The following is a 26,721-nucleotide window of genomic DNA, read 5'->3' on the forward strand; positions in this document are numbered from 1 at the left end:
CTGGATATGAAAGTTAAGAAAACTATAAGTATTTAGAAGATCAAAACCTTAATTCATATATTAAACCTGCAAATTACAAACAAATTAAAAAGCATAGCTTTAAATCCTATAGTAGGAAGAAAAGAGAAGATGAAATATGATTCTGAATCAGATGTATATACTTGTGCTAATAAGAGACTTCTTAGACCTATATATCTGAAAAAGAGAACGAATAAAAGTGGATATACATCTGAAGTACAGGTGTATGAATGTGAAAGCTGCAATGATTGCTTTTTATGTAGCAAATGCTTTAAAGGTAAGAATAATAAAAAGATTGAATATTCTTGAATTTAACTAAACTTAGGAAGCGTAGTCAAGATAATATTAAAAATAAAGTAGGAATTTTGCTTAGAATGAATTACTCTATTCAAGTAGAAGAAACTTTCGGTGTTACAAAACAAGACTATAAATGTAAGAAATTAATATTATCTATTGGCGTTAGCCTTTGATATTTATAAATTGCATAATCGAATACAAAAATATAGATTCAGAAAACACTTATTTAAAATAGCTATGTAGTTAATTTTTTATACATATGCTTTATTTCTTGTTCTCAAATTTACTCAGTATTAAAATTTAAGATACTAATCAAAAAAGGAGTTAAACTTAAAATTTGATTAGAAAAAAATCAATTTTGAGATAACTCCTGTTTTCCACTTAGTTAATATAAAACACTAATTCAAATCTAGTATTTTCAAAACTTTCAATCACACAAAGCACTGAATTATAAGTAGTGTTTTTGATATTTAAAAAAACACCTTGTAAAACAGTATTTCCAATTCTTACAGTGTTTATTTTCAAAATATTGCACACTGCATATTATATATTCATTATATCGTATTTTATCTAGCAAAAATCTAGATTTATTAAATAAACTAAATATAAAGAACTAAAATTATTTAAATTTATATATACATTTTTTATTTAGTTTTAGATAAAGAAACAGAGAAATTTGAAACTATTTTGTTTTGTACGTATTCACTATAAGACTAGAGTAGAAAGAAGAAAAAGTAATGGAGGGAAGAAACTACTCACATACTACTTAGTTAATATAAAAAGAATACTCTTTAAATAAAACAATAGAAAGACCTTCATTTACATACTACTTAGTTAACATAAAACCTTCCAGGTAAATTTAATGAATTTATCTTACCTGGTGAATTTACATACCACTTAGTTAATATAAAACTTGGATAGGCTTTACAACAAGCATATGCTAATAATTTATTTACATATCACTTAGTTAATATAAAACCCTAATTTAAAATCATTATTTTCTTAAATATCATACACTAAATATTTATTATAACATATCTTATATTGAAAAAATTTTCCATTTATTGAATAAATAAAATAACTTATATAATAAATTATATATACACTTTTTATTTTAGATAAAAAAGTAGAGCAGTTTGAAACTACTCTATTTTCCATCTATTTTGAAAAATATAGAAAATAAATATGAAATATGATTCTGAATCAGATGTATATACTTGTGCTAATAAGAGACTTATTAAAGTTACATATCTAAAAAGAAAACAAATAAAAATGGATACATATGAAGTACAAGTGTATAAATGTGAAAGCTATAATAATTGCTTTTTACGTGGAAAATGCTTTAAAGGTAAGAATAATAAAAAGATTGAATGTTCTAAAGTTTTAACTAAACTTAGGAAGCGTAGTCAAGATAATATTAAAAATAAAGTAGGAATTTTGCTTAGAATGAATCACTCTATTCAAGTAGAAGGACATTTCGGCGTTACAAAATAATACTACAAATGTAAGAACTTAATATTATCTATTGACGTTAGCATATGATATTGATAAATTGCATAATCGAATACAGAAAAGAAAATTTGGAAAATACTTATTTGAAATAGCTATGTAATTAAATTTTTTTAAGATACATATGCTTTATTTCTTTTGCCCAAATTTCCTCAATATTAAAGTTTAAGATATTAATTAAAAAGAAGTAATAAAAAATAACATATAAAAATTCAAAAAAGGAGTTAAACTTAAAATTTGATTAGAAAAAATCAATTTTGAGAAAACCCCTTTTATTTTGAATTTTAAATTTAATAATATTTTCAAGTAATTAAGTAAAATATTTTAAAAAATTTAAAAGTTATTATATTTAAATATTAATAAGTTATATCAACCAAATAAAAAACTAAATTTAAAAAAATAAAAATCTATCTAAATATTTAACACACATAATAATCATAAACAAATATAAAAATAAAACGCTTGCAATTAATAAAATTGCCTACAATATAAAACTCTATCATTTAAAATATCAACTTAAAATATTAATTTATAAATCTTATTGTTTTTAAGCAATTTCTTCTTCTATATCAGTACCACGTATTTCATCAGCAGTAAGAACTTTAAAAGTACTGAATATTTTTGAACCTAAAAATCCTGCGACTACATTAAATAAGGCACACAATCCAGCTGTTATAAGTACTTGATTAACTGGATTATAGGCAAACATTATAGCAAATCCAGCTACAGGAGTAGCTGTACCTGGTGTCATATTTACAAGCCCCATCAAAGCTACAACGATACCAGAAAAAGCGCCTCCAAAGAAATTAGTACAATATATAGGTATTGGATTTGCCGAAATTATATCTGATTGAGTCAGTGGTTCAATAGCGACAGATATAATATCTTTTTTAGATCCTAACTTCAATCTTGCAAATAGTGTTGAGTTCATAAAAGCTGAACCAAAAGCACCTAATGCTCCTATTGCCATAGGAAGACCAGTAAGACCAATTATAGATGTAAGCGCCATTGAACTAAGTGGAGATGTACCAACTACTGTTATTAAGCCTCCTAATATAATTCCCATCACTATAGGACTAATATTAGTAGCCTCTATTAAAACTTGTCCAATTTGTAGTAGTGTACTATTAACTAATGGGTCTACATTTGATGCTATAAGACGAGATAGTGGTGCACATAGAAGGATTACTACTACTAAATCCACTCCAGGTGGTACCTTTTTCTCTATAAACTTAATCAAGAAAGAAACAAAGTACCCAGCAACGAATCCAGATAATATAGAAAAATCTAAACACGATAATCCTATTAGAACTGCATAAACTGGAGATACACCAAGAGCTAAAGGTACAAGTATAGCAGCAGCAACTCCACCAAGGCTACCATTAGCGGCCCCAACACTTCTAAAAAATTCCATACCTAAAACGTCGCCAAGTAAAGAAAGGTTGAATGCCTCGACTAAGAAAGTAGCACAAGCAGCACTTGCAAGAGCTCCCATAGCTTTCATACCATATGGAGCTTTGTAACTAAAAATTGTGAAACAACATAGAACCAATAAAAGTAAACCTGTTCCTAATAAAATTTCTGACATAAGAAAATCCTCCTTGTATTTTTTTTAGGACATAAACTTTTGTTTATGATAACGTTATCCTAATGTGTAAATAATTAACTAATTAATGACAACAGAACAAAAGTAATTTTAAATTTTAATTGGTTTTATATTGTATCTAAAAATAAAAATAACTATAAAAGTATATAAAGCAAGTTTAAAATGTAAGTTAAACTTATACTTTATAAGATAATTATATATAAATAATACAATCTTGTATAGGAAGATTGATAAAAAATAAATTTAATATGAAAAAAAACAATTATTATCATATAAAAAAGGAATAAACCTTTTTTAGAAGAAGTATTTATAATGAAAGTAATTTTATAGGGGGAGAGTATTTGAAAAAGGTTAAATATACCAGATTAGTGATACTTGGTATTCTTATATATTTAGTGTTTAATATCTTAGTAATGATTATTAGTAAGAATGTAGATACAGTAGTATTAAAATCTGAAGTAGTCGATGCAAAAATTAGTACAGAAGGTACTTTAGAAAAAGACTTTAATGACCAGAGTAGTTTTTTATCAATATATGTTGATAAAGAAGATTCTAAAAGCTTTAAAAAAAATCAAGATGTCATAATTGAATATAACAAACAAAAAATAGATGCAAAAGTTTACAAAATATATAAAAATAATAATAAAATAATGGTAAAATTAAAAATAAGTAACCAAATTATTGGAAATCAGGATACAAGTGTCGAAGAATTTGATATAATATATAATCAGATGGAATGTTTAAAAATACCTAAAACTTCTATAAAAACAAAAGACAATAAACGTGGTGTATATGTAATTGATGAACAATCACAAAGTGTAAAATTTGTCATACTAGAAGGGATAACTTATGAAAATGAATCTTCTGTATTTGTGGATTATTATAAAAATGACATAAATGGAGTTAAAAGTGTTAATCTATATGACAAAATAATTTTAAGACCCAACAGAATAAACACAAATATAAGGATAAAGTAGGTGATAATAATGGGTTCTGTTAAAGAGAATTTATCTAAAGTAAGAAGTAAAATTGATGAAGTCGCAAAAAAAGTAAATAGAGATAGTAAAGAGATTACTCTTCTAGCAGTTACAAAAACTGTTGATGTAGATTTAGTTAGTGAAGCAATGGAAGAAGGAATTACTTCTGTTGGTGAAAATAAACCTCAAGAATTAGCTAGAAAGTATGATATTATAGGTGACAAACTAAATTGGCATTTAATAGGAACTTTGCAAACAAATAAAGTTAAGTACATAATAGATAAAGTCTGTATGATACATTCTTTAGATAGAATCGCGTTATGCGAGGAAATTCAAAAACGGGCTGAGCAAATAAATAGAGAAATAGATTGCTTAGTACAAGTGAATATATCTAAAGAAGAATCTAAACATGGACTTGACAAAGGAGAAGTTATAGATTTTGTCAAAGAAGTGTCAGAAAAATATAAAAATATAAAAATAAAAGGTCTAATGACAATGGCACCTTTTGTAGCAGATGAAGATGAAATAAGAGGTGTATTTAAAGGTCTTAAAGATTTATCAATACAAATAAAAGAATTAAACATATCTAATGTAGGTATGGATGTTTTATCAATGGGAATGAGTCACGATTATGAAATTGCTATAGAGGAAGGGGCTACCATTGTTAGAGTTGGAACATCAATCTTTGGAGAAAGAAATTACAATAAAAAATAATTACTCAAATCTGAATAAATTCTAAGGAGGAAGTTAATAATGTCAAATGGAATAATATCTAAATTTAAGAACTGGATAGTTGATGAAGATGAAGATTATATTGAAGATGAATATGAAAGTGGTATGGACGATATAGTTCAAGAGGAAGAAATAAATGGAGGATTTAGTGCTGCAAAAGCAAATAAAATTGTAAATTTACATACAACTTCTCAAATGAAAGTTGTAATAGTTGAACCTAAAGTTTATGATGAAGCTGCAACTATAGCAGACCATCTAAAACAAAGAAGGGCAGTTATAGTGAATTTGGAAGGATTGACTAATTCTGAAGTTCGTAAATCTATATTTAATTTTATGAATGGAGCGGTTTATGTTTTAGATGGAAGTATACAAAAGGTTTCTAAGTCAATATTTATACTAGCTCCTAATAATGTAGATATAGATGCAAATATGAAAAAAGAATTAGAAAGCAAAGCATTCTTCCCTTGGCAAAATAAATAGTAAAAAGGCGGTTAATGTATGGGAACAATAAGAATTGCACTGTATTATCTTTTAGACATAATAGCATGGATGATAGTTATAAAAAGCTTGATGACTTGGTTTCCAAATGGAAGACAAAGCAAAATTTTTGAGATTTTAGAAAATCTTACAGAGCCAATAGAAGGTCCAATAAGGTCTATAATGTACAAATACACAAATGGGCCGATAGATTTTTCTCCTTTAATTGCAATAGTATTATTGATGTTCCTAAGACAATTAGTATTGGTTATATTCTAAGGTGATAACATGGACAAATTGAAATTGACAAATCACATAAAGGATATAGACTTGAAAAATAAAATGTTTAAAGTAATAGACAAGGCTAATAGTTGTATAAAAAACTATGATGTTAAGTCTACTGAGTTTCTTAATCCATATGAAGTGAGAAATGCTGTAGATATATTAAATTCTACTAATGAAATAAAATACAGTGTGGATGGAGGTTACGAACAAGCTGAAAGAAGCACTGTATTTATTTATCCATTTTACATGGAATATGAGGATATAGAAGATACTCTTAGATTTTTACAGATAGAAGGAAATTTTAAATTTAAAAGTATATCTCATAAAGATTATTTAGGAGCAATTTTGAATCTAGGTATAAAAAGAGAAAAAATTGGAGATATAATTATACATGATAGTTTTTGTCAAGTAGTTGTAAGTAGTGATATTTGTGATTTTATAATCATAAATTTAGAGAAAGTTTCAAGAAATAGTGTAATTGTAAAGGAAATTTCCAGAGAAAATATTGTTAATAGTTCTTCAAAATATAAGGAAGTATCATTTACAGTATCTTCAGATAGGTTAGATTGTATCATAAGTAGTCTTTACAATATATCTAGGCAAGATAGTGCAAAATACATAAATGGAGAAAAAGTCCATGTCAATTATGAAAAGATAACTTCAACTTCTAAAATAATTAAAAATGATGATTTAATTTCTATTAGAGGTAAAGGAAGAGCTAAAGTAACACAAATAGGAGATATTACTAAAAAAGGAAGAATAAAAGTTCAAGCAAAATTAATTGTATAAGGACTAATTAAAATTATAGCTGGGAGGAAATGTAATGCTAACTCCAATTGAGATAGAAAATAAAGAGTTTAAAAAAGGTTTAAGAGGTTATAGAGATGAAGAAGTTGATGAGTTTTTAGATATCATCAAAGAAGATTATGAATCTCTGTGTAGAGAAAATACAGCTCTTAAAGAAAAATTAGGATTATATCAAGACCAAGTAAACAAATATGAAAATATTGAAGAAACACTAAAAGCTACTTTAATAACTGCTCAAAGTGCAGCAGAAGACACTTGTAGTGCAGCAAATAAAAAAGCTAAGATAATCGTTGAAGAAGCAGATTTAAAAGCTAGACAAATTATAGAACAGGCTAATAATCGTGTTATAGAGATAAGAAAAGAGTACGATGCTTTAGTTAAAGAATTTAAGATATTTAGAAATAAATTTAAATCATTGTTAGAAGATGAAATAAGAAGTGTCGATGAGATTTTTTATGATGTAGATGAAAAATGTGTAAATGCATTTGAAGGTACATCAGTGTATAATTATAGTAATGATGAAGCTGCTACAACTTTAGAATAAACAATAATCTTACTGGATTTTAGGTAGAATTATTGTTTAAGTTTGAGAATACTATAACAAAAACTAAAAATAGGATAAAAATACAAGAAAAATATAAATTATTATATTTTTCAAAAATATATTGACTATTCAAATTATTTGTTATAGAATTTCATATAAACACAGATAAATTTTTAAAAGCGTTGATAGAGACAATTATCTTTAGATAATTTTACAGAGAATTGGGTATGCTGAGAACCAAGGAATTTATAAAGATGAGAATCACTCTTGAGCTGCAGGCTGAACGATTAAACTTTATTAAGCTGTGCCGGTTAGTGCCGTTATACTATTAGAGTGTTATATGTGAGTATTGTTAAGTTCACATATAGAATTAGGGTGGTAACGCGATTGATAACTCGTCCCTTTGTTTAAAGGGGACGGGTTTTTTATTATTCAAATTTATGTAAAAGAATAAAAACTTTGGAATTATAATAACTGTAAGAAAGGGTGATTTATATGGCAAAATTTAAGCCATTGGTGGACAGTTCTGTAAAACAAGCAGAAGCACAAGTTTTTGACTATTGGAAAGACATAGATATACTTGAAAAAACTCTAGAAAAAGGTAAAGACGACCCAAGTTTTGTATTTTATGAAGGACCTCCAACAGCTAATGGAAATCCTGGAGTACATCATGTTTTATCTAGAACACTTAAAGATTCTGTTTGTAGATATAAGACAATGTCTGGTTATCAAGTAAAGAGAAAAGCTGGTTGGGATACACACGGATTACCAGTTGAAATACAAGTAGAAAAAGAATTAGGTCTTACTAGCAAGCAACAAATAGAAGAATATGGAATAGCTGAATTTAACCAAAAATGTAGAGAGTCAGTTTTCTCATTTGAAAAACAATGGAGAATAATGACTGAGAGAATGGCTTATGAAGTTGACTTAGATAATCCATATATAACTTTAGATAATAACTATATAGAATCTGTATGGTGGATACTTAATAAATTCAATAAAGAAGGATATATCTATGAAGGGCATAAAATACTTCCTTATTGCCCAAGATGTGGAACTGGTCTTGCTAGTCATGAGGTTGCACAAGGATATAAAGAGGTAAAGACAAATACAGTTGTAGCTAAATTTAAGAAAAAAGATGCTAATGAATACTTCTTAGCATGGACGACTACTCCATGGACTTTACCATCAAATGTTTCATTAACAGTAAATGCTGATGTTGATTACTTAAAAGTTAAAAAAGGTGATGAGGTATATTATGTATCTAAACCTTTAGCTAATAAAGTATTAGGTGAAGACTATGAAGTTTTAGAAGAAATGAAAGGTAAAGATTTAGAAGGATTAGAATATGAACAATTAATGCCTTTTGTAGAAGTTGATAAAAAAGCATTTTTCATTACAGTAGGAGATTATGTAACCACTGAAGATGGTACTGGAATAGTTCATACAGCACCAGCATTTGGTGAAGATGACTACAATACAGGTAAAAGATACGATTTACCAGTTGTACAGCCAGTAGATGAAACTGGTAAATTTACAGCTACTCCTTGGGAAGGTAGATTTGTAATGGAAGATGGGCTAGATGTTGAAATAATAAAATGGCTAGCTTCTGAAAATAAACTATATAGTAAGGAAAAAGTAGTTCATAATTATCCACATTGTTGGAGATGTCAAACTCCACTTGTGTACTATGCAAAACCAAGCTGGTATATAGAAATGACTAAGCTTAAAGATAAATTAATAGAAAATAATAATGGTGTAAAATGGTTCCCAAGCTTTGTAGGTGAAAAGAGATTTGGAAACTGGTTAGAAAATCTAAATGATTGGGCAATATCAAGAACTAGATATTGGGGAACTCCACTTCCTATATGGAGATGTGAATGTGGCCATACAGATTCAGTTGGTTCAAGAGCAGAATTAGCTGAAAAAGCTGTAGAAGATGTAAACCCAGAAACTGTAGAACTTCATAGACCATATGTAGATGATATACACTTAAAGTGTGAAAAATGTGGAAAACCAATGACAAGAGTAACAGAAGTTATAGACTGCTGGTTTGATAGTGGAGCTATGCCATTTGCACAACACCACTATCCATTTGAAAACAAAGAAAACTTTGATAAACTATTCCCAGCTGATTATATATCAGAAGGTATAGACCAAACTAGAGGTTGGTTCTACTCATTACTTGCAGTATCAACATTTGTATTAGGAAAAGCACCATATAAGAGTGTCTTAGTTCCAGACCTTGTACTTGATAAAGATGGAAAGAAAATGAGTAAATCAAGAGGAAATACAGTAAATCCTATGCAGTTGTTTGACCAATATGGAGCAGATGCACTAAGATGGTATTTACTATATGTTTCTCCACCATGGACTCCAACTAAATTTGATATGGATGGATTAAAAGAAATCCAAAGTAAATTTATAGGTACTATGAAGAATGTATATAACTTCTTTACTTTATATGCAAATACAGATGATATAAATCCAACTGAATTCTTTGTAGAATACAAAGATAGACCAGAACTTGACAGATGGATACTATCTAAATTCAATAATTTAATGAAAGATGTAGAAGAAAACTTAGAGATATTTGAATTAAATAAAACTTTAAGAATGATACAAGATTTCATAAATGATGATTTATCTAACTGGTATATAAGACGTTCAAGAAGAAGATTCTGGGCAACTGAATTAACAGAAGATAAAAAAGCTGTATACAATACAACTTATGAATTATTACATGGACTTTGCAGAGCTATAGCACCATTTGCTCCATATATGTCAGAAGAAATGTATAGAAATCTAACTGGAGAAGTATCTGTTCATTTAGCTGAATATCCTAAGTTTAATGAGAGTCTAATTGATACTAAATTAGAAGAAAAAATGGATTTAGCTAAGAATCTAGTTACTTTAGGTAGAGCTTCAAGAGAAGTTGAGAGAATAAAAGTTCGTCAACCGTTACAAAAAGTATTAGTAGATGGTAAGTTTGAAGATACAATAAGTGATGTAGTTGATTTAATAAAAGAAGAACTTAATGTTAAAGAAGTAGTATTTGCTAAAGATTTGGATGAATATATGAACTTTAGCTTAAAACCAAACTTTAAAGAAGCAGGACCAGTATTAGGTGCTAAGATGAACTTATTTGTAGGAGCATTAAATAAATTAAATGCACATGAAACTGCTAATAAACTTGAAAATGGTGAAACTTTAACAGTTGATTTAAATGGTGAAGCTTTTGAGTTTAATAAAGACTTAGTATTAATAGGTATAACTGCTAAAGAAGGATTTAATGTATCTGTTGAAAATAATCTTTTCGTTATATTAGATACTAAATTAACTGATGAGTTAATTGATGAAGGATATGCTAGAGAATTTATATCTAAAGTACAACAATTGAGAAAATCTAGCAATTTTGAAGTATTAGACAACATAGTAATAGATTACTGTGGTGATGATGAAATTGCTAAGGCTGTTGAGCATTTTAATGAATACATCAAGTCTGAGACTTTAGCTTTAGAAATAAATAGAGTGGATGATAAATCTTTAGAAGAACAAAACTTAAATGACCATATGACAGGTATAAAAGTTACAAGAAAATAAAAAATAATAAGTTGTTAATTAAGAGCCCTATAGAAATTTATTTGTAAATTTCTATAGGGCTTTTTTTAAAAAGATAGCTTATTTCTTTATTTAATTAATTGCTTTAGTAGACTAATAATTAAATGTTTTAATATTCCAAAATTTACAATAAATAAATTTATATAAATCATATAAATTATTTATAGCATATGATAAAATGTTAGTGAATAAACGTTTAAGTGAGGATGAATAATATTTTAGAGTTAACTACTTCTGGTAAATTTATTTTTGAATTTATTGTGCATTATGCAGGGTAGTTTATTTATTATGCAAAGGGGTGCGTTTTGATGTATGGTGAAAGCAAAAAACTAAGTATTGATAATAACATATTTTTGCAATATGGTCTTATTATATTGGGAATGATTTTATCAACCATAGGAATAAATTTATATCTAGCACCAGCCAAGTTGTTAAGTGGAGGAGTAGCTGGAATTTGTGTTATATTATATAAGTTATTTGGTATAAATCAGGGATTATCTAGTTTTTTGATGAACATACCGATATTTATTATAGCTAAAAAGTATTTTGATAATAAATTTTTGTTAATAAGTTTTGTCAATATGTTGCTATTTTCTGTTGCACTTGGGGTAACACAAGATATTGCTAAATATTTTCCTATAAATGATACTATGCTGCAGTGTATTTATGGTGGTGTTTTAACTGGTATAGGTATGGGGTTAACATTTAAAGCAAGAGCTACTGCTGGAGGACTTGATATAATAGCAGCTATAATGAAAAGAAAGTATGATATACCAATGAAAAATACATTTTTATTTATTAATTTTTTTGTAGTATGTGCAGGTGCATTTTTATTTGGAGCAAAATTGGTAATGTACACTCTAATTACTATGTATATAATTTCTTTTACAATGGATATAGCAAAAGATTGCTTCGATAGAAAAAAATCTATGCTCTTAATATCAAATAGATATGAAGAAATATCAAAAGTAATAATGAATAAGATGGGTAGAGGCGTAACTTTTTTAGAAGCAGAAGGAGCATATACACAGAATAAGAAAAAAATGATTTACTGTATCATATCTGCAAATGAAGTAGGTAAATTTAAGGATTTAATTTATGATATGGATAGTGAAGCTTTTATTTCTGTAAACAATGTAGAAGAAGTAAAAGGTGGAGGTTTTAAAGATAAATTTCTATAAGATATAAGTGTTAAAAAATACCATATATCTTGTTATTGTACCTAGTTAGATGTATACTGTAACTAATGGGGCACATGAAGTGCTCAATAATATACTAGGAGGTATAATAATATGTTAAGAGAAAGATTTGTAGTAAGAAATCATCATAATCCACATGCAAATGGATGCTGTGGAACTGGAGGAGAAGGATGTTGTGGAGGAGATAGCAATCAACATTCACATGAACATTCTCACAGTCATGGGCATGAACATGAGCACGTAAACGGTGTAGGGCATGACCATAATCATGATGATGGATTTTCAGGGACTCATGAGCATGGGCATGAACATACACATACACATGGGCATGAACATTTAGATGGGCATACACATCAACATAAATAGAAATATTTTAAATTAATAAAATGATTTTTATTTTGTGATTCCATGAAGGTTTAAATAAAAATTATTCATAGCAAATAAAAAAGTGAACTGTTTAAAGTAAAAAACTTTAATGGTTCACTTTTATTAATTATTAAAATATTAAGTTTAAATCCAATGATTAACTAAAAAAGAAGCAATATTTTCATAAGGTATTTTTTCTGTTTTTAACAAGCTTTGGACAACCAAACCATCAACTATAGACATAAGTAAAAAAGAAAAAGATTCAGCATCCTGTTCATTTTCATCACCACTATATTTTTCAAGGGATTCAATAATTTCAGATTTAAGGGTAGTTCGCCATTCAATATATTTTAATCTCATTCTTTCTTTCAAATCATCATTTGAAGTAATAGCCTCACAAATAAGATACATATGTACTCTACCACGACTTTCTATAGTAGATATTTTTTCTAGTATTAAGTTGACCATTTCTATTTGAGAATTTTTGGATTTGACATTTTTTACACAGTTTAATATAGCACTAGTTATAACTTCTAAATGAGTATCGGCAATGTCATATATAATATCATTTTTAGATGAGTAGTGATAATACAATGTACCCTTACTTATATTCACATCTTTTGCAATATCAGCAAGACTAGTATTTTGAACTCCATTTTTGGCTATTAAATTAGTAGCAGATAATAAAATAGCCTGTTTCATATTATTTGTTTTCATAAAACCTACCTTTCTATGTATATTTATAACAAATTAATAACATTATAAGCTTATAGAAAATTATTGTCAATAAAGCAAGAATCTATATCTATTGACTTTTTTTAATTCAAAATATAAAATAATAATTAAATCGGTCGTACGACCGACTGAATAAACAAAAACAATATATTATAGTGAGGTTAATATGGATAAAATAAAATTGATAGTAGACAGTGCATGTGACTTACCTAATCATATAATAGAGAAATACAATATTGAAGTTATTGGTTTAAATGTATCTTTTGGAGAAGAGAGCTATATATCTGGGAAGGAAATAGATAATGAAACTTTCTACAGAAAAATGGATGAAAGTAAATTATTGCCAAAAACATCATGTCCTTCGCCAGATAAGTTTTTAGAGGCATATCAATGTGAAGAGGAAAGTATATTAGTAATTAATATAAGTTCAGGATTATCTGGAACTTATAATAGTGCACTTTTGGCAAAAGATATGTTCGAAAAAGAAGGAAATAATAAAAAAATCGAAATTATAGATTCACTTAGTGGGTCAATTGGCATAGGACAATTAATATTAAAAGCGGCAATATTAATAAAAGAAGGAAAAGAACTTGAAGAAATTGTTTCAATAATAGATAGATATAAAGACAATCCACCATTTTATGGAACTCTAGAGACGCTAGAAAACGCTATCAAAGGAGGGCGAATAAATCCAATAGCAGGAAAAATTATAAATACATTAAATTTTAAGGCTATAATACAAGTTGCAGATGGGATTGTAACTCCAATAGATAAGGCAAGAGGTGAAGGGAATAGCTTGAAAAAACTGATTCAGTTAGTAGAATCAAAAATTATAGATAAAGAAGATAAGGTTTTATTTATAGGACATGCTAACTGCCCTGAAAAGGCTCAAAAAGTAAGAGAAGCTATGGAAAAGGATGTTAAATATAAAGATGTTGTAATCTGTGAAGTTGGTTCAGTAATGGGAACATATACTTCAAAAGGTGCAATTTTGATAACTGCAATATAAATAATAAATTAAAAAGTTAAAGCTGTATAAAAATGAATAAAATCATTTTTATACAGCTTATTTTGATGTTACTAAGTTAATCTTATAATTAACCAACTACACATATTTCTTTGTCATATTTGTTTAGTATTTCGCAACCATCTTCAGTAACTAGTACTAAATCTTCTATTCTAACTCCAAACTCTCCTGGTAAATATATACCTGGTTCTATAGAGAATATCATTCCTGGTTGTACAGTATCTGTATTTATAGAAGATACATCTCCCTTATCATGAACTTCAAGTCCTATAGAGTGACCTGTTCTATGAGTGAAGTATTGTCCATATCCTTTTTCAGTTATGTAATCACGAGCAGCTGCATCTATATCACAGAATCTAACTCCTGGTTTTACAATAGCTTCAGCTCTCTTATTGGCTTCAAGAACTATTTCAAATATTTCTCTACCTTTTTCAGGTATTTCTTTATAGAATACAGTTCTTGTCATATCAGCACAATAGTTATCTTTTATGCAACCTATATCTAATATTATTGCGTCACCTGGTTTTACAAGAGCATTTCCTGGTTCTCCATGTGGATTGGCTCCATTAGGACCAAATCCTATGATAGGGTCAAATGAAAATCCATCAGCACCTAAGTCTTCATATATTTTAGATAATTTACCAACAAGTTGTTTTTCTGTAAGTTCACCAGAAACAGTAGCTTTAAGTTGTTCCATACCTTTGTCATTTAATCTTGAAGCTATTCTCATTAATTCTTTTTCTTCTTCATCTTTACACATTCTTAAAGTATCTATTATATAAGATGAGTTTACAAATTTGCTTCCTCCACCTGATTCTATTAAGCTTAATAAGAATCTAGCTGGCCAGTTTTTGTCAACACCCATAGTAGCATTTTTGTCTACATGTTCAGTTACTATTTCTATTGGATTTTGAGTATCATTAAACCAAACCATTTCAACACCTAAATCTTCTGCAACTGGGAATAATTCATTTATAAATAATTTATTATTACCATTTAAATTTAGGTATAAAGCTAGTAGTCTTTCACCTGGGTGGATTAGTAATCCTGTTAAATAAAATATTGAAGTAGGATCACTTACCAACATTTGAGAAATATCATCTTTTTTCATTTGTTCAAGTACAGCATTTAATCTTTGAGTCTTCATAATAATTTCCTCCTAATCAAAATTCGATACAAATCAATTTTAGCACTATTAAACAAAAATTAGTATACTTTTCTTCTAGAAATATAAAAAATTTTTAACATATATCTTTTATATTAAATTTAATTCCTCATTTTACATTAAAAGAAAAGTAAAATCAGTTTATATTGTGAAAATTTTATAAAAATAATAACTTGAATAAGTAAAAATATATATTTGAGATAGTTATATAATTATGAAAATTAATAAAAAAATTTTTATATTAAAATAATATTGAAACAATTTTAAAAATTTAGTATCATTAAAGAGAAAGTGATGGAACTTTCAAAATTTATCACTTTTAGTAAATTTTGATTTCAAAATATCTAAATTTGAAGTATAAATATTTCTATTTAAAGTATTTTATAGGTTAAATTGAAGTATTTTATAGGCTGAATCTATTTTAAAAGTTATGAAATCAATTTTTAATTAATAAAGAGAGGGGAAATTATAATAGGATGGAAAAGAAAAAAATAGGCCTATGGAGTTTGGTATTTATGAATGTATCAGCTTTATATGGTATAAGATGGATAGCTAAGTCGACAGCGTCAAGCTTCGGTTTAGGATTAGGTGCAATACCTATGTGGTTATTATTCTCATTTATATATTTCGTACCAGGAGCTTTAATTTGTGCTGAATTAGCTTCTACATACCAAAAAGGTGATGGAGGTTTATATGATTGGGTTAAGGAAGCCTTTGGAGAAAAATATGGATTTTTAGTTTCTTGGTTAAACTGGACAGCTAAAATATTTTGGTATTCTTCATTCCTAACTTTTTTAGCAGTAAATGTTTCTTATACAATAGGAAATCCAGCACTTGCAGATAATAAGATATTTGTACTTATATTATCTTTAGTAATATTCTGGGTATTATCTATTATAGCAACTAAAGGAATAAGTTTTACAAAAATATTCACTAATACAGGTGCATTAGGTTCAACAATACCAAGTGCTATACTTATAATATTTTCATTTTTAGCAGTATTAGTATTGAAAAAACATGATATAGCTTCAACATATACAATAGCTTCAATGACTCCAAAACTTAATATGGATGCATTTGTTGCTATATCAGCTATAATGTTTGGTTTAGCAGGAGCAGAAACTGCAGCTAACTTTATAACAGAAATAGATAAGCCTGAAAAGAACTTCCCTAAAGCTATATTAATATCAGCTGGAATAGTTGCTTCATTATATGTATTAGGTTCTATTGCAATAACAATGATAATACCACCAGACCAAATTACTGCTTCTAAAGGTGTATTAGATGCACTTGCAGCTGTTTGTGAATCTTTAGGAATAGGTTCTTGGTTAGTTCAATTGATAGCTTTTGGTATAGCTTTTTCAATATTAGGAGCAATAGTTCTTTATATAGCATCACCAATAAAAATGTTATTTGGTAGTGTTAAAAAAGGAGTATTTCCAGATAGTTTGGTAGAAGTAAATAAACATAAGATACCTTCTAAAGCAGTTATACTTCAAGCAATAATAGTTACTATAATATTATTGGTGACTACATTAATGCCTTCTGTTGATGCTATATACAATGTTCTTGTAACTATGACAGCATTAACTGCATTATTCCCATATGTGTTGTTATATGCTTCTTATATTAAACTAAGAAAAGAGAGACCAGATGAAATTAGACCATATACTATGGCAAAATCAACAAGTACTTGTATAGGTTTAGCTAAAATGGTTTTAACTGTAACTGTAGTTGGTATATTGTTATCAGCAGCACCAGTTATGCCTACATTTGCTGAAAATATCATATATGAAATAGAAATGATTGGTGGAGGTCTTCTAGTTATCTTATCTGGTCTATGGTTATGGAATAGATACGAAAAGAGATCAGCTAAATAAAAATGTATTTTAAATATATATTTTGGATATTATTATATATATAGTTGACAATTTATATCATAAGGAATATTATAAAATAAAGAAATTAATAAATTAAATCCTGAGATAAGAAAGAGTAAATAAATAGACTTTTACACAGAGAATTAAGGGTGCTGAGAGCTTAATAAAAAGTGTTTATTGAATGGGTCTTTGAGGAGTAAGGTGAAATGCAGTTTAAGACTGTAGATTATCTGATATCGTGTGTGCACGTTATAGCATATATTAAGATATATATATTCAGATTTGAGTATATATAAATTTAGGTGGTACCACGGAAAATATATCCGTCCTATTGATTTAGGACGGATTTTTTAATATAGAAAATTTAGGAGGCAAAATGAACGTAATAGGAATTATAGGTGCAATGGATGAAGAAGTAAGTATATTAGTAAATTTAATGGATATTAAAGAAATTGTAAAAAAAGCTAGCTTAGAATTTCATAAAGGAACTTTAGAAGGAAAAAATGTTGTATTAGTAAAATGTGGTATAGGAAAAGTTAACTCTGCTCTTTGTGCACAAATATTAATAAGTGAATTTAAAGTTGATGCTATTGTTAATACAGGTGTTGCAGGGGCTTTAAATGAAAATCTTGATGTCAATGATATAGTAATTTCAACTGATGCGATACAATACGATATAGATACTACTGCATTTGGAGACCCTAAAGGTGTTATACCAAGAATGGAAACATCTGTATTTAAAGCAGATGAAAGACTCGTAGAAGCTGCCTATAAATCTTCTGTAGAAGAAACAAAAACTCATAAAGTATTAAAAGGAAGAGTAGTAACAGGAGATATATTTATAAACTCTAAAGAATTAAAAGAAGAATTAGTAAATGATTTTGGCGGGTATTGTGGAGAGATGGAAGGTGGAGCTATAGCTCATGTATGTTACTTAAATAATGTTCCATTTGTTATAATAAGAGCGATGTCTGATAAAGCAGATGGAAGTGCTGGTGTTGCATATGAAGTATTTGTACATGAGGCAGCCAACAATTCTAAAGATATCGTATTAAGCATGTTAAAATCAATATAAATATATAAGGAGGTACAAATCATATGAGTGAAAAAAAGGTTATATTTAGTGGTGCACAACCATCAGGTAAGATGACTCTAGGAAACTATTTAGGAGCTATAAAAAACTGGACTGAACTTCAAGAAAATTATAATTGTTATTATAGTATTGTTGATTTACATGCAATAACAGTACCTCAAGACCCTAAAGTTTTGAGAGCCAATACTATAGAATTACTTGCTCAATATCTAGCTTGTGGATTAGACCCAGAGAAAAATACTATATTTATACAATCACATGTTAAAGAACATGTTGAACTTATGTGGATATTAAATACAATGACTTATATGGGTGAATTAAGTAGAATGACTCAATTTAAAGATAAATCACAAAAGAGTGAAGCAAATCTAAATGCAGGATTATTTACGTATCCAGTTCTTATGGCTGCTGATATACTATTATATCAAGCTGATTTGGTTCCAGTTGGAGATGACCAAAAACAGCATTTAGAATTATCTCGTGATTTAGCAAATAGATTTAACAATAGATTTTCACCTACATTTGTAGTTCCAGAAGGATACTATCCAAAAGGTGGAGCAAGAGTAATGAGTTTACAAGAACCAACTAAGAAAATGAGTAAATCTGATTCAAATGACAATGCATTTATATTATTGGCAGATGATTCAGATACTATAAAGAGAAAGATTAAGAGAAGTGTTACTGATTCTTTAGGTGTTGTAAAGTACACTGACGAACAACCTGGTATTAAAAACTTACTTGATATATATTCTAATTTAAGCAAAAAGAGTGTAGAAGAAATTGCAAATATGTATGAAGGTAAAGGTTATGGAGTATTTAAAGAAGATGTAGCTGAAGTAGTATCAGAAGCTTTAAGACCGATAAGAGAAAAATACGTTGACCTTCTTAATAATAAAGATTATTTAGAAAAAATATATACTATGGGAGCTGAAAAGGCTGAAAAACAAGCTAGAAAAACTCTTAGAAAAGTTTATAAAAAAGTTGGATTTATAGAGAGAAGATATTAATTATATTATATATCTTCTTTAATAAACAAATTTTAAAGTTATTAAAAAAGTATATTATAGGAAATAGAGAGGATATTATTAAGATAATATCCTCTTTAGTTTTGTAATAAAAAAAGATGAGCTTTTGCTCATCTCAAAGGGGTTAGATTATTCTTACTTTGGGGAAAGTAGAATAAAGGTAAAAGTTAACTGACGTTAACTTTGTTCTTTTTTGCATATCACTACTGAGCATAAAAAAATCAGAAAACCAGAGCCTTCTGAACTAACCTTGAACATACATCCATTATACTTTATACTCAATATGTAATTTATGAATTAATTTTAACTCTTATAAAGAAAATTGTCAATAATATATCAAAAAAACGTTTTAAAAAATTTATATATATAATTAAATGAGTTTGATTTTATGTTTAACTGATATGATACAATAATTAAGGCAATTATTTTTTATGTATTTAATAAACCATAAAAATAATACCAATAACATATGTAAAAATTATTTTTAACAGGGAAAATAAGAGGGAAAAACATGAAAACATCAATTTTAATAGCATTAATAGAAAAAACAAGTCTTATTGTAGTATTATTTCTTCTAATAACAAAGCTAAAAACATTTAAACAAATATTTCAAAAAGAAGAATATAGCTTGAATGATTTGATTTGTATATCTTTAGTTTTTACTTTTCTAGCTATATTTGGTACTTACAATGGTATAAATTATATGGGGTCAATAGTAAATACTCGAATAATATCTATAGTATCAGGTGGTGTTTTATTTGGACCAATTGTAGGTATTACAGCAGGGTTGCTGTCAGGTATACATAGGTATTTTATGGATATTGGAGGTATAACATCCATGCCCTGCCTTTTATCAAGCATACTAGCAGGTGTGTTATCAGGGTTTTTATATAAAAAGATACCAAAAAAGCATAGAGTGATATATGGAATACTAGTAGGTATGATTTCTGAAAGTTTTACTATATTACTTATATATTTAATATCACAGCCTCATTCTCTGGCAATTAAAATAATTAATGTGATATATTTACCTTTAATTGTCGGACAAATTGGTATAGGGTTTGTTATATCTATAGTTGAGGGAATTGAAAAAGATAAAAAGGATATAGAAGCAAGAAATAAAGCAGAAATAAAAGCACTTCAAAGGCAAATTAATCCACATTTTTTATTTAATTCTTTAAATACGATAGCATCCTTTATAAGATTTAATCCAGATAAAGCTAGAGAACTCATAATAAATTTATCAACTTATTTGAGATACAATCTTGAATATAGTGATAACTTGATAGACATAAATAAAGAGATTGAGCAAGTTAAATCTTTTGTAGAAATAGAAAAGGCTAGATTTGGAGACTTATTGACTATAATTTATGATATAGATGATGTAAATATAAAAATTCCAAGCTTAATTATACAGCCAATAGTAGAGAATGCAATAATACATGGGATTTTGGAAAGTGGAAGAGCTGGTGTAGTAAAAATATCTATAAAAAAGTTACAACATTCATTAGAAAATACTGTGAGAATATCGATTGAGGATGATGGTATAGGTATAAGTGAAGAAGTTATAAATAATGTATATCAAGATAATATGCCAGAAAATAAGATTGGCCTTTATAATGTTCATTTAAGACTTAAGCTAATGTATGGAAGTGGTCTTAATATGAGAAGAACTGATAAAGGAACTTTAATTATGTTTTATGTAAAGGAGTAGGAAGATGAAAGCGATAATAGTTGAGGATGAGTTTCCAGCAAGAAAGGAATTAAGATATTTTATTGAAAATAAAAGCAAGATTGAGGTAGTAAGTGAATTTACTAATGGTATAGAGGTACTAGATTTTATTCAAGAAAATAAAATAGATGTAATTTTTTTGGACATAAATATACCTCATCTTGATGGAATGTTACTTGCAAAAACATTAAATCAATTTAAAGCAAGACCCAAAATAGTTTTTATAACGGCATATGAAAATTATGCAGTAGATGCTTTTTCATTAGGTGTATTTGACTATGTACTTAAGCCTTATTCTGAGGATAGAATTACATCAATGTTGGATAAGTTAGAGAAAAGTGAAACAAATAGTAGTGAAATATCTAGTGATAATAATTATGTATCTAGTGATAAAAAAGGTACAATAAATCAAAATATAGAGGAAATAACACATAAAATTAGCCTTTGGAAAGGTGATAAATTGGTTGTAATAGATATTGATGATATATACTACTGTGAGGCTAATGAAAGACAGACATTTATATATACTGAAAAGGAAACTTTTATACTGAAAGAGGGCATATCAGAAGTAGAAAATATAATAAATGATAAAACTTTTTTTAGAACACATAGGTCTTACATAGTAAATTTAACTAAAGTAAAAGAAATTATCCCATGGTTTAATAATACATACATATTGAAGTTAAAAGATAGCAATTATGAAGTAACTGTAAGTAGAAGTAAAATAAAAGAATTCAGGCTATTAATGCATATATAAAGTCATTTCATGTACTTAAATATGCACTTAATGTGATTAACATTTATATTAGTACAAAAAAGTATTACTATTTGAACTGGAAATAGTTTTCTTAAACTTATAAAAATTTATAAAGCAATTATATAAAAAACTAAGGGGATGAATTTATGGTAAGTTTTTTAGGTTCAATAGTGGTACTTATAGTAGGTTATTTTATTTATGGTACATTTGTAGAAAAGGTTTTTGGAATTAATGATAAAAATCAAACTCCAGCTATAGCTTGTAGAGATGGTGTAGATTATGTTCCAATGAAATGGAAAAGAATTTTCTTAATTCAATTCTTAAATATCGCAGGTTTAGGTCCTATATTTGGTGCTATACAAGGTGCATTATTTGGGCCATCAGCATTTTTATGGATAGTATTTGGGACAATTTTTGCAGGTGGTGTACATGACTTTGCTTCTGGATATTTATCAATGAAGAATAAAGGTACATCTGCGTCAGAATTAGTAGGTCTTTACTTAGGTAATAGTGCAAAAATAGCAATGAGAATATTTAGTGTTATTCTTTTGGTATTGGTTGGAGTTGTTTTTGTAACAGGTCCAGCAGGATTACTAAAAACATTAACAGGAGTAAATACACAAATATGGGTTGGAGTAATAATTCTTTATTATATAATGGCTACTGTTTTACCAATAGATAAGTTAATTGGAAAAATATATCCTTTATTTGGAGCTGCTTTATTAATTATGGCAGTAGGTGTAGCAGGAGGATTAATAATAAAGGGTTATAACATACCAAATATAAATTTACAAAATATGAATCCAAATGGAACACCTCTATTCCCATATTTATTTATAACAATAGCATGTGGGGCAATATCAGGTTTTCATGCAACACAATCACCACTTATGGCAAGATGTGTTGAAAGAGAGAGTGAAGCAAGACCAGTATTTTATGGTTCAATGGTTGCAGAAGGAATAATAGCTTTAGTTTGGGCAGCAGCAGCTATGTCATATTTCCATGGTATACCTCAACTTAATGTAATATTTAATGATGGTGGAGCAGCTACTGTTGTAAATACAGTGTCTGTTGGATTAATGGGACCTATTGGAGGAGCTTTGGCTATACTTGGTGTTGTAGCATGTCCTATAACTTCAGGTGATACAGCATTTAGGAGTGCCAGATTAACAATAGCTGATGCAATGAACTACAATCAAGATGCAGTTAAAAATAGATTTTTAATAGCTTTACCATTGTTTGCAGTAGGTGTTGCTCTTACGTTTATAGATTTTAATATAATCTGGAGATACTTCTCTTGGGCAAATCAAACACTTGCTATGATAATGTTGTGGACTGGTTCTGCATATTTGGTTAAAGCAAATAAAAATCACTACATAACTACATTGCCAGCACTTTTTATGACTGTAGTGACATTTAGTTATATAATGCAAGCAAAAGAAGGTTTTAGACTACCAGTAAATATATCTAATGGAATAGGTATTGCTGTTGCAATAATTCTTGGTATTTTATTCTTTAAAAAAGCTAAAGATATAAAAGAACAAAATACTCATAAATTAGCAAGTTAATACAATCATTACAAAAAATAAAAAATATAAAATTTAAATTATGTTTTAAAAATTTGTAGGTGAATTTAAAATTTGCCTACAAATTTTTTTTGAAAAAATCAAATCTTACTTTTTATTGTATTTTTAATTTAGTTTTCCACATACTATTTTTACAATATAAATATTAAAATTAGAGGTGTTGAAAATGGATACTAACAAATACAAAGATAAATTATTGAAAGAAAGAGAAAATTTGACTAATTTAGTGGGAGATATGAAAGACAATACTTTATTTGGAGATACAACTAAACATACCAGTGAAAAGTATTCATCAGGAGAGTTATCTAGTTATGATAATCATATAGGAGATATGGGAACAGATTTATATATGCAAAATATGCAAAATAGTTTAATAAATCATGAAGAAGGCAGATTATATCAAATAGATTTGGCATTATCTAAAATAGAAAATGGAACATACGGACTTTGTGATTTATGTCATAATCAAATAGATTTAGAAAGATTGGATATACTACCTGATACAAATTTATGTAATGAGTGTGCAAAAAAAGAAGAGGATTTATTAGGAGATGCAAGTGAAAATCCTGATGTGGAGGATTCTAATTTTTATTCAACAGACTTAACAAATTTAACTGATTTAAACAAAAATGGAACATTAAGAGATTAAAAAATTGACATCATATATTGTTAGAATGAATTAAGAAAAGAGGTAATGACATGAAAAAAGCAATGTGGGGTATATGTATATTCGTATTATCAATAGTAGGTGTATATACATATAATCAAAATACACATAATCAAAATATCTCAAAAGAAGCCTATAGTTTAAATGACAATATAAAGGACGATTATGAAGATGTAATAATCAAGAAAGGAAATGATGACGAAAAAATTCTAGCATTGACTTTTGATGATGGACCAGATGAGGACTTTACACCACAAGTACTTGATATATTAAAGAAAAATGATGTAAAGGCAACTTTTTTTGTAGTTGGAGAAAAAGTTGAATATAACAAAGAATTGCTAAAAAGACAGTATGAAGAAGGTCATGAGATAGGAAATCATACATTTACACATATAAATGTTGAAAAAAATAGCTATAATAAAGTAGAAAAAGAAATAACAGATACACAAAATGCTGTAAAGAGTGTAATTGGAGTAGAGCCAAAAATATTTAGACCTCCATATAGAGCCATGAGCAAAAGTGTTTGTGATATTATAGTTTCTAAACGTATGAATATAATTCTTTGGTCAAACTTAGACCCTAGAGACTGGTCAAATCCTGGTGTTGATAGTATTATTAATACTATTCTTACAAAAGTACAAAACGGAAATATAATACTTTTACATGATTACAATAATAAGAGAAATAATAAATCTCAGACTATACAGGCTTTGGAAGTAGTAATTCCCAAGTTAAAAGAAAAAGGGTATAAATTTGTAACAGTATCTGAACTTATACAACATTTAGATAAAAATGAACAAGTGCAAAAATAAAGGATATTTGTTTAAAGATTAATGATGCTTGTAAATTTAAAATACAAGCATCATTAATCTTTAAGCTATAAAATACACAAAAGTATTGAATAATAGAGTACTTTTAAATCTTTTATATATAATAATACAATTTTAAATGTGTAACGGTTTATAATACAGAAAGGTTAATATTATTTTTGATTAGTTTCACTAAAAAATTCAATTTTAACAGAGTTGCTCTTTATAGTATTTTTTTTGTATAATGGTAATAGTGAATTTAAATCAAAATTGATTTTTAAATAATTTATAGGGGGAAAAATCATTGTTATATGTGTTAATAATAATTCTGCTTATAGGATTAGACCAATTGTCTAAACTATGGGTGTTAAACAATTTGGTTAATGTATCTACAATACCAATAATAAAGAATGTATTTCATCTAACTTACGTTGAAAATAGAGGTGCAGCATTTGGACTATTACAAAATAATCAATGGATATTTATAATAGTTGCATTACTTGCAACAGTGTTTGGGTTATACTATCTCAATACAAGAAAAGTACATACATCTGGGAAGTTGGGAATCATATTAATAATATCTGGTGCATTAGGAAATCTAATTGATAGAGTTAGATTAGGGTTTGTAGTAGATTATTTTGACTTTAGGATTATATGGGAGTATGTATTTAATGTAGCAGATGTATTTGTAGTTGTAGGAACTGTATTTTTATGTATATATGTTTTATTTTTTGAAAGTAAAAGTAGGTGATTTGATGGAGAATGTAAGAGAGTTTTTAGTGCTTGAAGAGGAAGAAGAGGTTAGACTTGATGTTTATCTAGCAGAACAATTAGGAGATATGTCAAGAAGCTACATACAAAAAATTATAAAAGATGGTAAAGTAAAAGTTAATAATAAAGTAGAAAAAGCAAAATATTTAGTTAAAGAAGAAGATAAGATTATTATAGAAATACCAGAACCTAAAGTTTTAGAGGTTGTAGCTCAAGATATACCAATAAATATTGTATATGAAGATGATGATATTTTAATAATTAATAAATCTCAGGATATGGTTGTTCACCCTGCTCCTGGAAATTATGAAAATACATTGGTAAATGGAATTTTGTATCATTGTAAAGATAAGTTATCATCAATAAATGGTGTTATTAGACCTGGCATAGTTCATAGAATAGACAAAGATACTTCTGGTCTTCTTATGGTAGCTAAAAATAATTATGCACATAATTTTTTAGCAGAACAATTAAAAGAGCATTCTATAACTAGGGAGTATGAATTTATATGTTATGGTGTAGTTAAAGAAGATAAAATAACTGTAGACAAACCTATAGGAAGAAATCCTAAGGATAGATTAAAAATGGCTGTAGTAAAAGATGGAAGAAATGCAGTAACTCATTTTGAAGTGGTAGATAGGTTTGATAAATTTACTCATATGAGAGCTAGACTTGAAACTGGTAGAACTCATCAAATAAGAGTGCATGCTTTATCTATAAATCATCCACTTTTAGGTGATAGTGTATATGGACCTAAAGAAAATAAGTTTAAACTAAAGGGACAAACTTTACATGCTAAGAAATTGGGATTTATACATCCTACCACTAAGGAATATATTGAATTTGATTCAGAATTACCAGAATACTTTAAGGAAGTTCTTAGAAAAATTAAATAAAAATTTATATGATATTATAAATCATCTAATTAGATTTATACAAGTCATAAAATTAGTGAAGTTTAGCTAAAATATTTTATATTAAAGTATTTTGATTAAAAAAGCTTGAAAAATTTGAAATATAAATATATAATTTGAGT

The 26,721-nt window shown here is 27.6% G+C and carries 25 protein-coding genes and 2 other annotated features; of the genes, 22 read left to right on the forward strand and 3 right to left on the reverse strand.

Going from position 1 to position 26,721, the window contains the following annotated elements; translation table 11 throughout:
- Positions 1-129: 129 nt before the first annotated feature.
- Both KGF46_RS03290 and KGF46_RS03295 read left to right on the forward strand, forming a co-directional pair.
- Positions 130-327 (forward strand): transposase, encoded by a 198-nt coding sequence (locus tag KGF46_RS03290; RefSeq protein ID WP_227829153.1) that lies wholly within the window; start codon positions 130-132, stop codon positions 325-327.
- Between the two features lie 1,173 nt (positions 328-1,500).
- On the forward strand, positions 1,501-1,809 hold the full coding sequence (locus KGF46_RS03295; RefSeq protein ID WP_227829152.1) for a transposase: 309 nt from the start codon (positions 1,501-1,503) through the stop codon (positions 1,807-1,809).
- A 562-nt stretch (positions 1,810-2,371) separates the two neighbouring features.
- On the opposite strand, the gene KGF46_RS03300 is transcribed toward KGF46_RS03295, so the two are convergent.
- Positions 2,372-3,412, reverse strand: a complete 1,041-nt coding sequence (locus KGF46_RS03300) for a PTS sugar transporter subunit IIC (protein WP_227829151.1) — start codon at positions 3,410-3,412, stop codon at positions 2,372-2,374.
- A gap of 359 nt (positions 3,413-3,771) precedes the next feature.
- Between KGF46_RS03300 and KGF46_RS03305 the strand changes: the two genes are divergently transcribed.
- The 9 genes from KGF46_RS03305 (at position 3,772) to KGF46_RS03345 (ending at position 12,438) form a co-directional block, all read left to right on the forward strand.
- Complete coding sequence (locus KGF46_RS03305; protein WP_227829150.1) at positions 3,772-4,407, forward strand: HlyD family efflux transporter periplasmic adaptor subunit; 636 nt, start codon at positions 3,772-3,774, stop codon at positions 4,405-4,407.
- Between the two features lie 9 nt (positions 4,408-4,416).
- Positions 4,417-5,121 carry a YggS family pyridoxal phosphate-dependent enzyme gene (locus KGF46_RS03310; RefSeq protein WP_227829149.1) on the forward strand — a complete coding sequence of 235 codons (705 nt, stop codon included), beginning with the start codon at positions 4,417-4,419 and terminating at the stop codon, positions 5,119-5,121.
- 39 nt (positions 5,122-5,160) lie between these two features.
- Complete coding sequence (locus KGF46_RS03315; RefSeq protein WP_227829148.1) at positions 5,161-5,619, forward strand: cell division protein SepF; 459 nt, start codon at positions 5,161-5,163, stop codon at positions 5,617-5,619.
- An 18-nt stretch (positions 5,620-5,637) separates the two neighbouring features.
- The gene (locus KGF46_RS03320) at positions 5,638-5,895 is read left to right on the forward strand and encodes a YggT family protein (RefSeq protein WP_054274603.1); all 258 of its coding nucleotides are present in this window, start codon (positions 5,638-5,640) and stop codon (positions 5,893-5,895) included.
- 9 nt (positions 5,896-5,904) lie between these two features.
- Positions 5,905-6,690, forward strand: a complete 786-nt coding sequence (locus KGF46_RS03325; RefSeq protein WP_227829147.1) for an RNA-binding protein — start codon at positions 5,905-5,907, stop codon at positions 6,688-6,690.
- Between the two features lie 34 nt (positions 6,691-6,724).
- Positions 6,725-7,252, forward strand: a complete 528-nt coding sequence (locus tag KGF46_RS03330; RefSeq protein ID WP_227432447.1) for a DivIVA domain-containing protein — start codon at positions 6,725-6,727, stop codon at positions 7,250-7,252.
- Between the two features lie 173 nt (positions 7,253-7,425).
- Positions 7,426-7,658: a binding site (T-box leader), on the forward strand.
- Between the two features lie 89 nt (positions 7,659-7,747).
- Complete coding sequence (gene ileS / locus KGF46_RS03335) at positions 7,748-10,855, forward strand: isoleucine--tRNA ligase (RefSeq protein WP_227829146.1); 3,108 nt, start codon at positions 7,748-7,750, stop codon at positions 10,853-10,855.
- 326 nt (positions 10,856-11,181) lie between these two features.
- Complete coding sequence (locus tag KGF46_RS03340) at positions 11,182-12,054, forward strand: YitT family protein (RefSeq protein WP_227861040.1); 873 nt, start codon at positions 11,182-11,184, stop codon at positions 12,052-12,054.
- Between the two features lie 111 nt (positions 12,055-12,165).
- Positions 12,166-12,438: a hypothetical protein gene (locus KGF46_RS03345; protein ID WP_227829144.1), complete on the forward strand. Its 273-nt coding sequence runs from the start codon at positions 12,166-12,168 to the stop codon at positions 12,436-12,438.
- A 144-nt stretch (positions 12,439-12,582) separates the two neighbouring features.
- Here the strand turns inward: KGF46_RS03345 and KGF46_RS03350 are convergent, their stop codons facing one another.
- Positions 12,583-13,155: a TetR/AcrR family transcriptional regulator gene (locus KGF46_RS03350; protein ID WP_227829143.1), complete on the reverse strand. Its 573-nt coding sequence runs from the start codon at positions 13,153-13,155 to the stop codon at positions 12,583-12,585.
- 184 nt (positions 13,156-13,339) lie between these two features.
- On the opposite strand from KGF46_RS03350, the gene KGF46_RS03355 reads away from it, so the two are divergent.
- Positions 13,340-14,182 (forward strand): DegV family protein, encoded by an 843-nt coding sequence (locus KGF46_RS03355; RefSeq protein ID WP_227829142.1) that lies wholly within the window; start codon positions 13,340-13,342, stop codon positions 14,180-14,182.
- An 88-nt stretch (positions 14,183-14,270) separates the two neighbouring features.
- Here the strand turns inward: KGF46_RS03355 and KGF46_RS03360 are convergent, their stop codons facing one another.
- On the reverse strand, positions 14,271-15,347 hold the full coding sequence (locus tag KGF46_RS03360) for a M24 family metallopeptidase (RefSeq protein ID WP_227432453.1): 1,077 nt from the start codon (positions 15,345-15,347) through the stop codon (positions 14,271-14,273).
- 494 nt (positions 15,348-15,841) lie between these two features.
- Here KGF46_RS03360 and KGF46_RS03365 point away from each other — a divergent pair, with 494 nt between their 5' ends.
- The 10 genes from KGF46_RS03365 (at position 15,842) to KGF46_RS03410 (ending at position 26,581) form a co-directional block, all read left to right on the forward strand.
- Positions 15,842-17,245, forward strand: a complete 1,404-nt coding sequence (locus KGF46_RS03365) for an amino acid permease (protein ID WP_227828094.1) — start codon at positions 15,842-15,844, stop codon at positions 17,243-17,245.
- A 93-nt stretch (positions 17,246-17,338) separates the two neighbouring features.
- Positions 17,339-17,579 (forward strand) — a binding site (T-box leader).
- A gap of 42 nt (positions 17,580-17,621) precedes the next feature.
- Positions 17,622-18,320: a 5'-methylthioadenosine/adenosylhomocysteine nucleosidase gene (locus KGF46_RS03370; protein ID WP_227828095.1), complete on the forward strand. Its 699-nt coding sequence runs from the start codon at positions 17,622-17,624 to the stop codon at positions 18,318-18,320.
- Between the two features lie 23 nt (positions 18,321-18,343).
- Entirely contained in the window at positions 18,344-19,345 is a 1,002-nt protein-coding gene (trpS, locus tag KGF46_RS03375; protein ID WP_227856296.1) for a tryptophan--tRNA ligase, read from the forward strand.
- 529 nt (positions 19,346-19,874) lie between these two features.
- Positions 19,875-21,077: a LytS/YhcK type 5TM receptor domain-containing protein gene (locus KGF46_RS03380; RefSeq protein ID WP_227842069.1), complete on the forward strand. Its 1,203-nt coding sequence runs from the start codon at positions 19,875-19,877 to the stop codon at positions 21,075-21,077.
- 4 nt (positions 21,078-21,081) lie between these two features.
- Positions 21,082-21,852, forward strand: coding sequence for a LytR/AlgR family response regulator transcription factor (locus KGF46_RS03385; RefSeq protein ID WP_227828098.1), 771 nt, complete (start codon positions 21,082-21,084; stop codon positions 21,850-21,852).
- Between the two features lie 146 nt (positions 21,853-21,998).
- Complete coding sequence (locus KGF46_RS03390) at positions 21,999-23,420, forward strand: carbon starvation protein A (protein ID WP_227828099.1); 1,422 nt, start codon at positions 21,999-22,001, stop codon at positions 23,418-23,420.
- 184 nt (positions 23,421-23,604) lie between these two features.
- Complete coding sequence (locus tag KGF46_RS03395) at positions 23,605-24,087, forward strand: TraR/DksA C4-type zinc finger protein (RefSeq protein ID WP_227828100.1); 483 nt, start codon at positions 23,605-23,607, stop codon at positions 24,085-24,087.
- 50 nt (positions 24,088-24,137) lie between these two features.
- Positions 24,138-24,917 carry a polysaccharide deacetylase family protein gene (locus tag KGF46_RS03400; RefSeq protein WP_227861796.1) on the forward strand — a complete coding sequence of 260 codons (780 nt, stop codon included), beginning with the start codon at positions 24,138-24,140 and terminating at the stop codon, positions 24,915-24,917.
- A gap of 301 nt (positions 24,918-25,218) precedes the next feature.
- Complete coding sequence (gene lspA / locus KGF46_RS03405; protein ID WP_227828102.1) at positions 25,219-25,665, forward strand: signal peptidase II; 447 nt, start codon at positions 25,219-25,221, stop codon at positions 25,663-25,665.
- A complete protein-coding gene (locus tag KGF46_RS03410; RefSeq protein WP_227842073.1) occupies positions 25,634-26,581 on the forward strand; it encodes an RluA family pseudouridine synthase in 948 nt (315 codons plus the stop codon). The genes lspA and KGF46_RS03410 overlap by 32 nt, the downstream gene beginning before the upstream one ends.
- Positions 26,582-26,721: the final 140 nt, after the last annotated feature.

This window comes from Clostridioides sp. ZZV14-6153, from assembly GCF_020657855.1.
Taxonomy (GTDB): Bacteria; Bacillota; Clostridia; order Peptostreptococcales; family Peptostreptococcaceae; genus Clostridioides.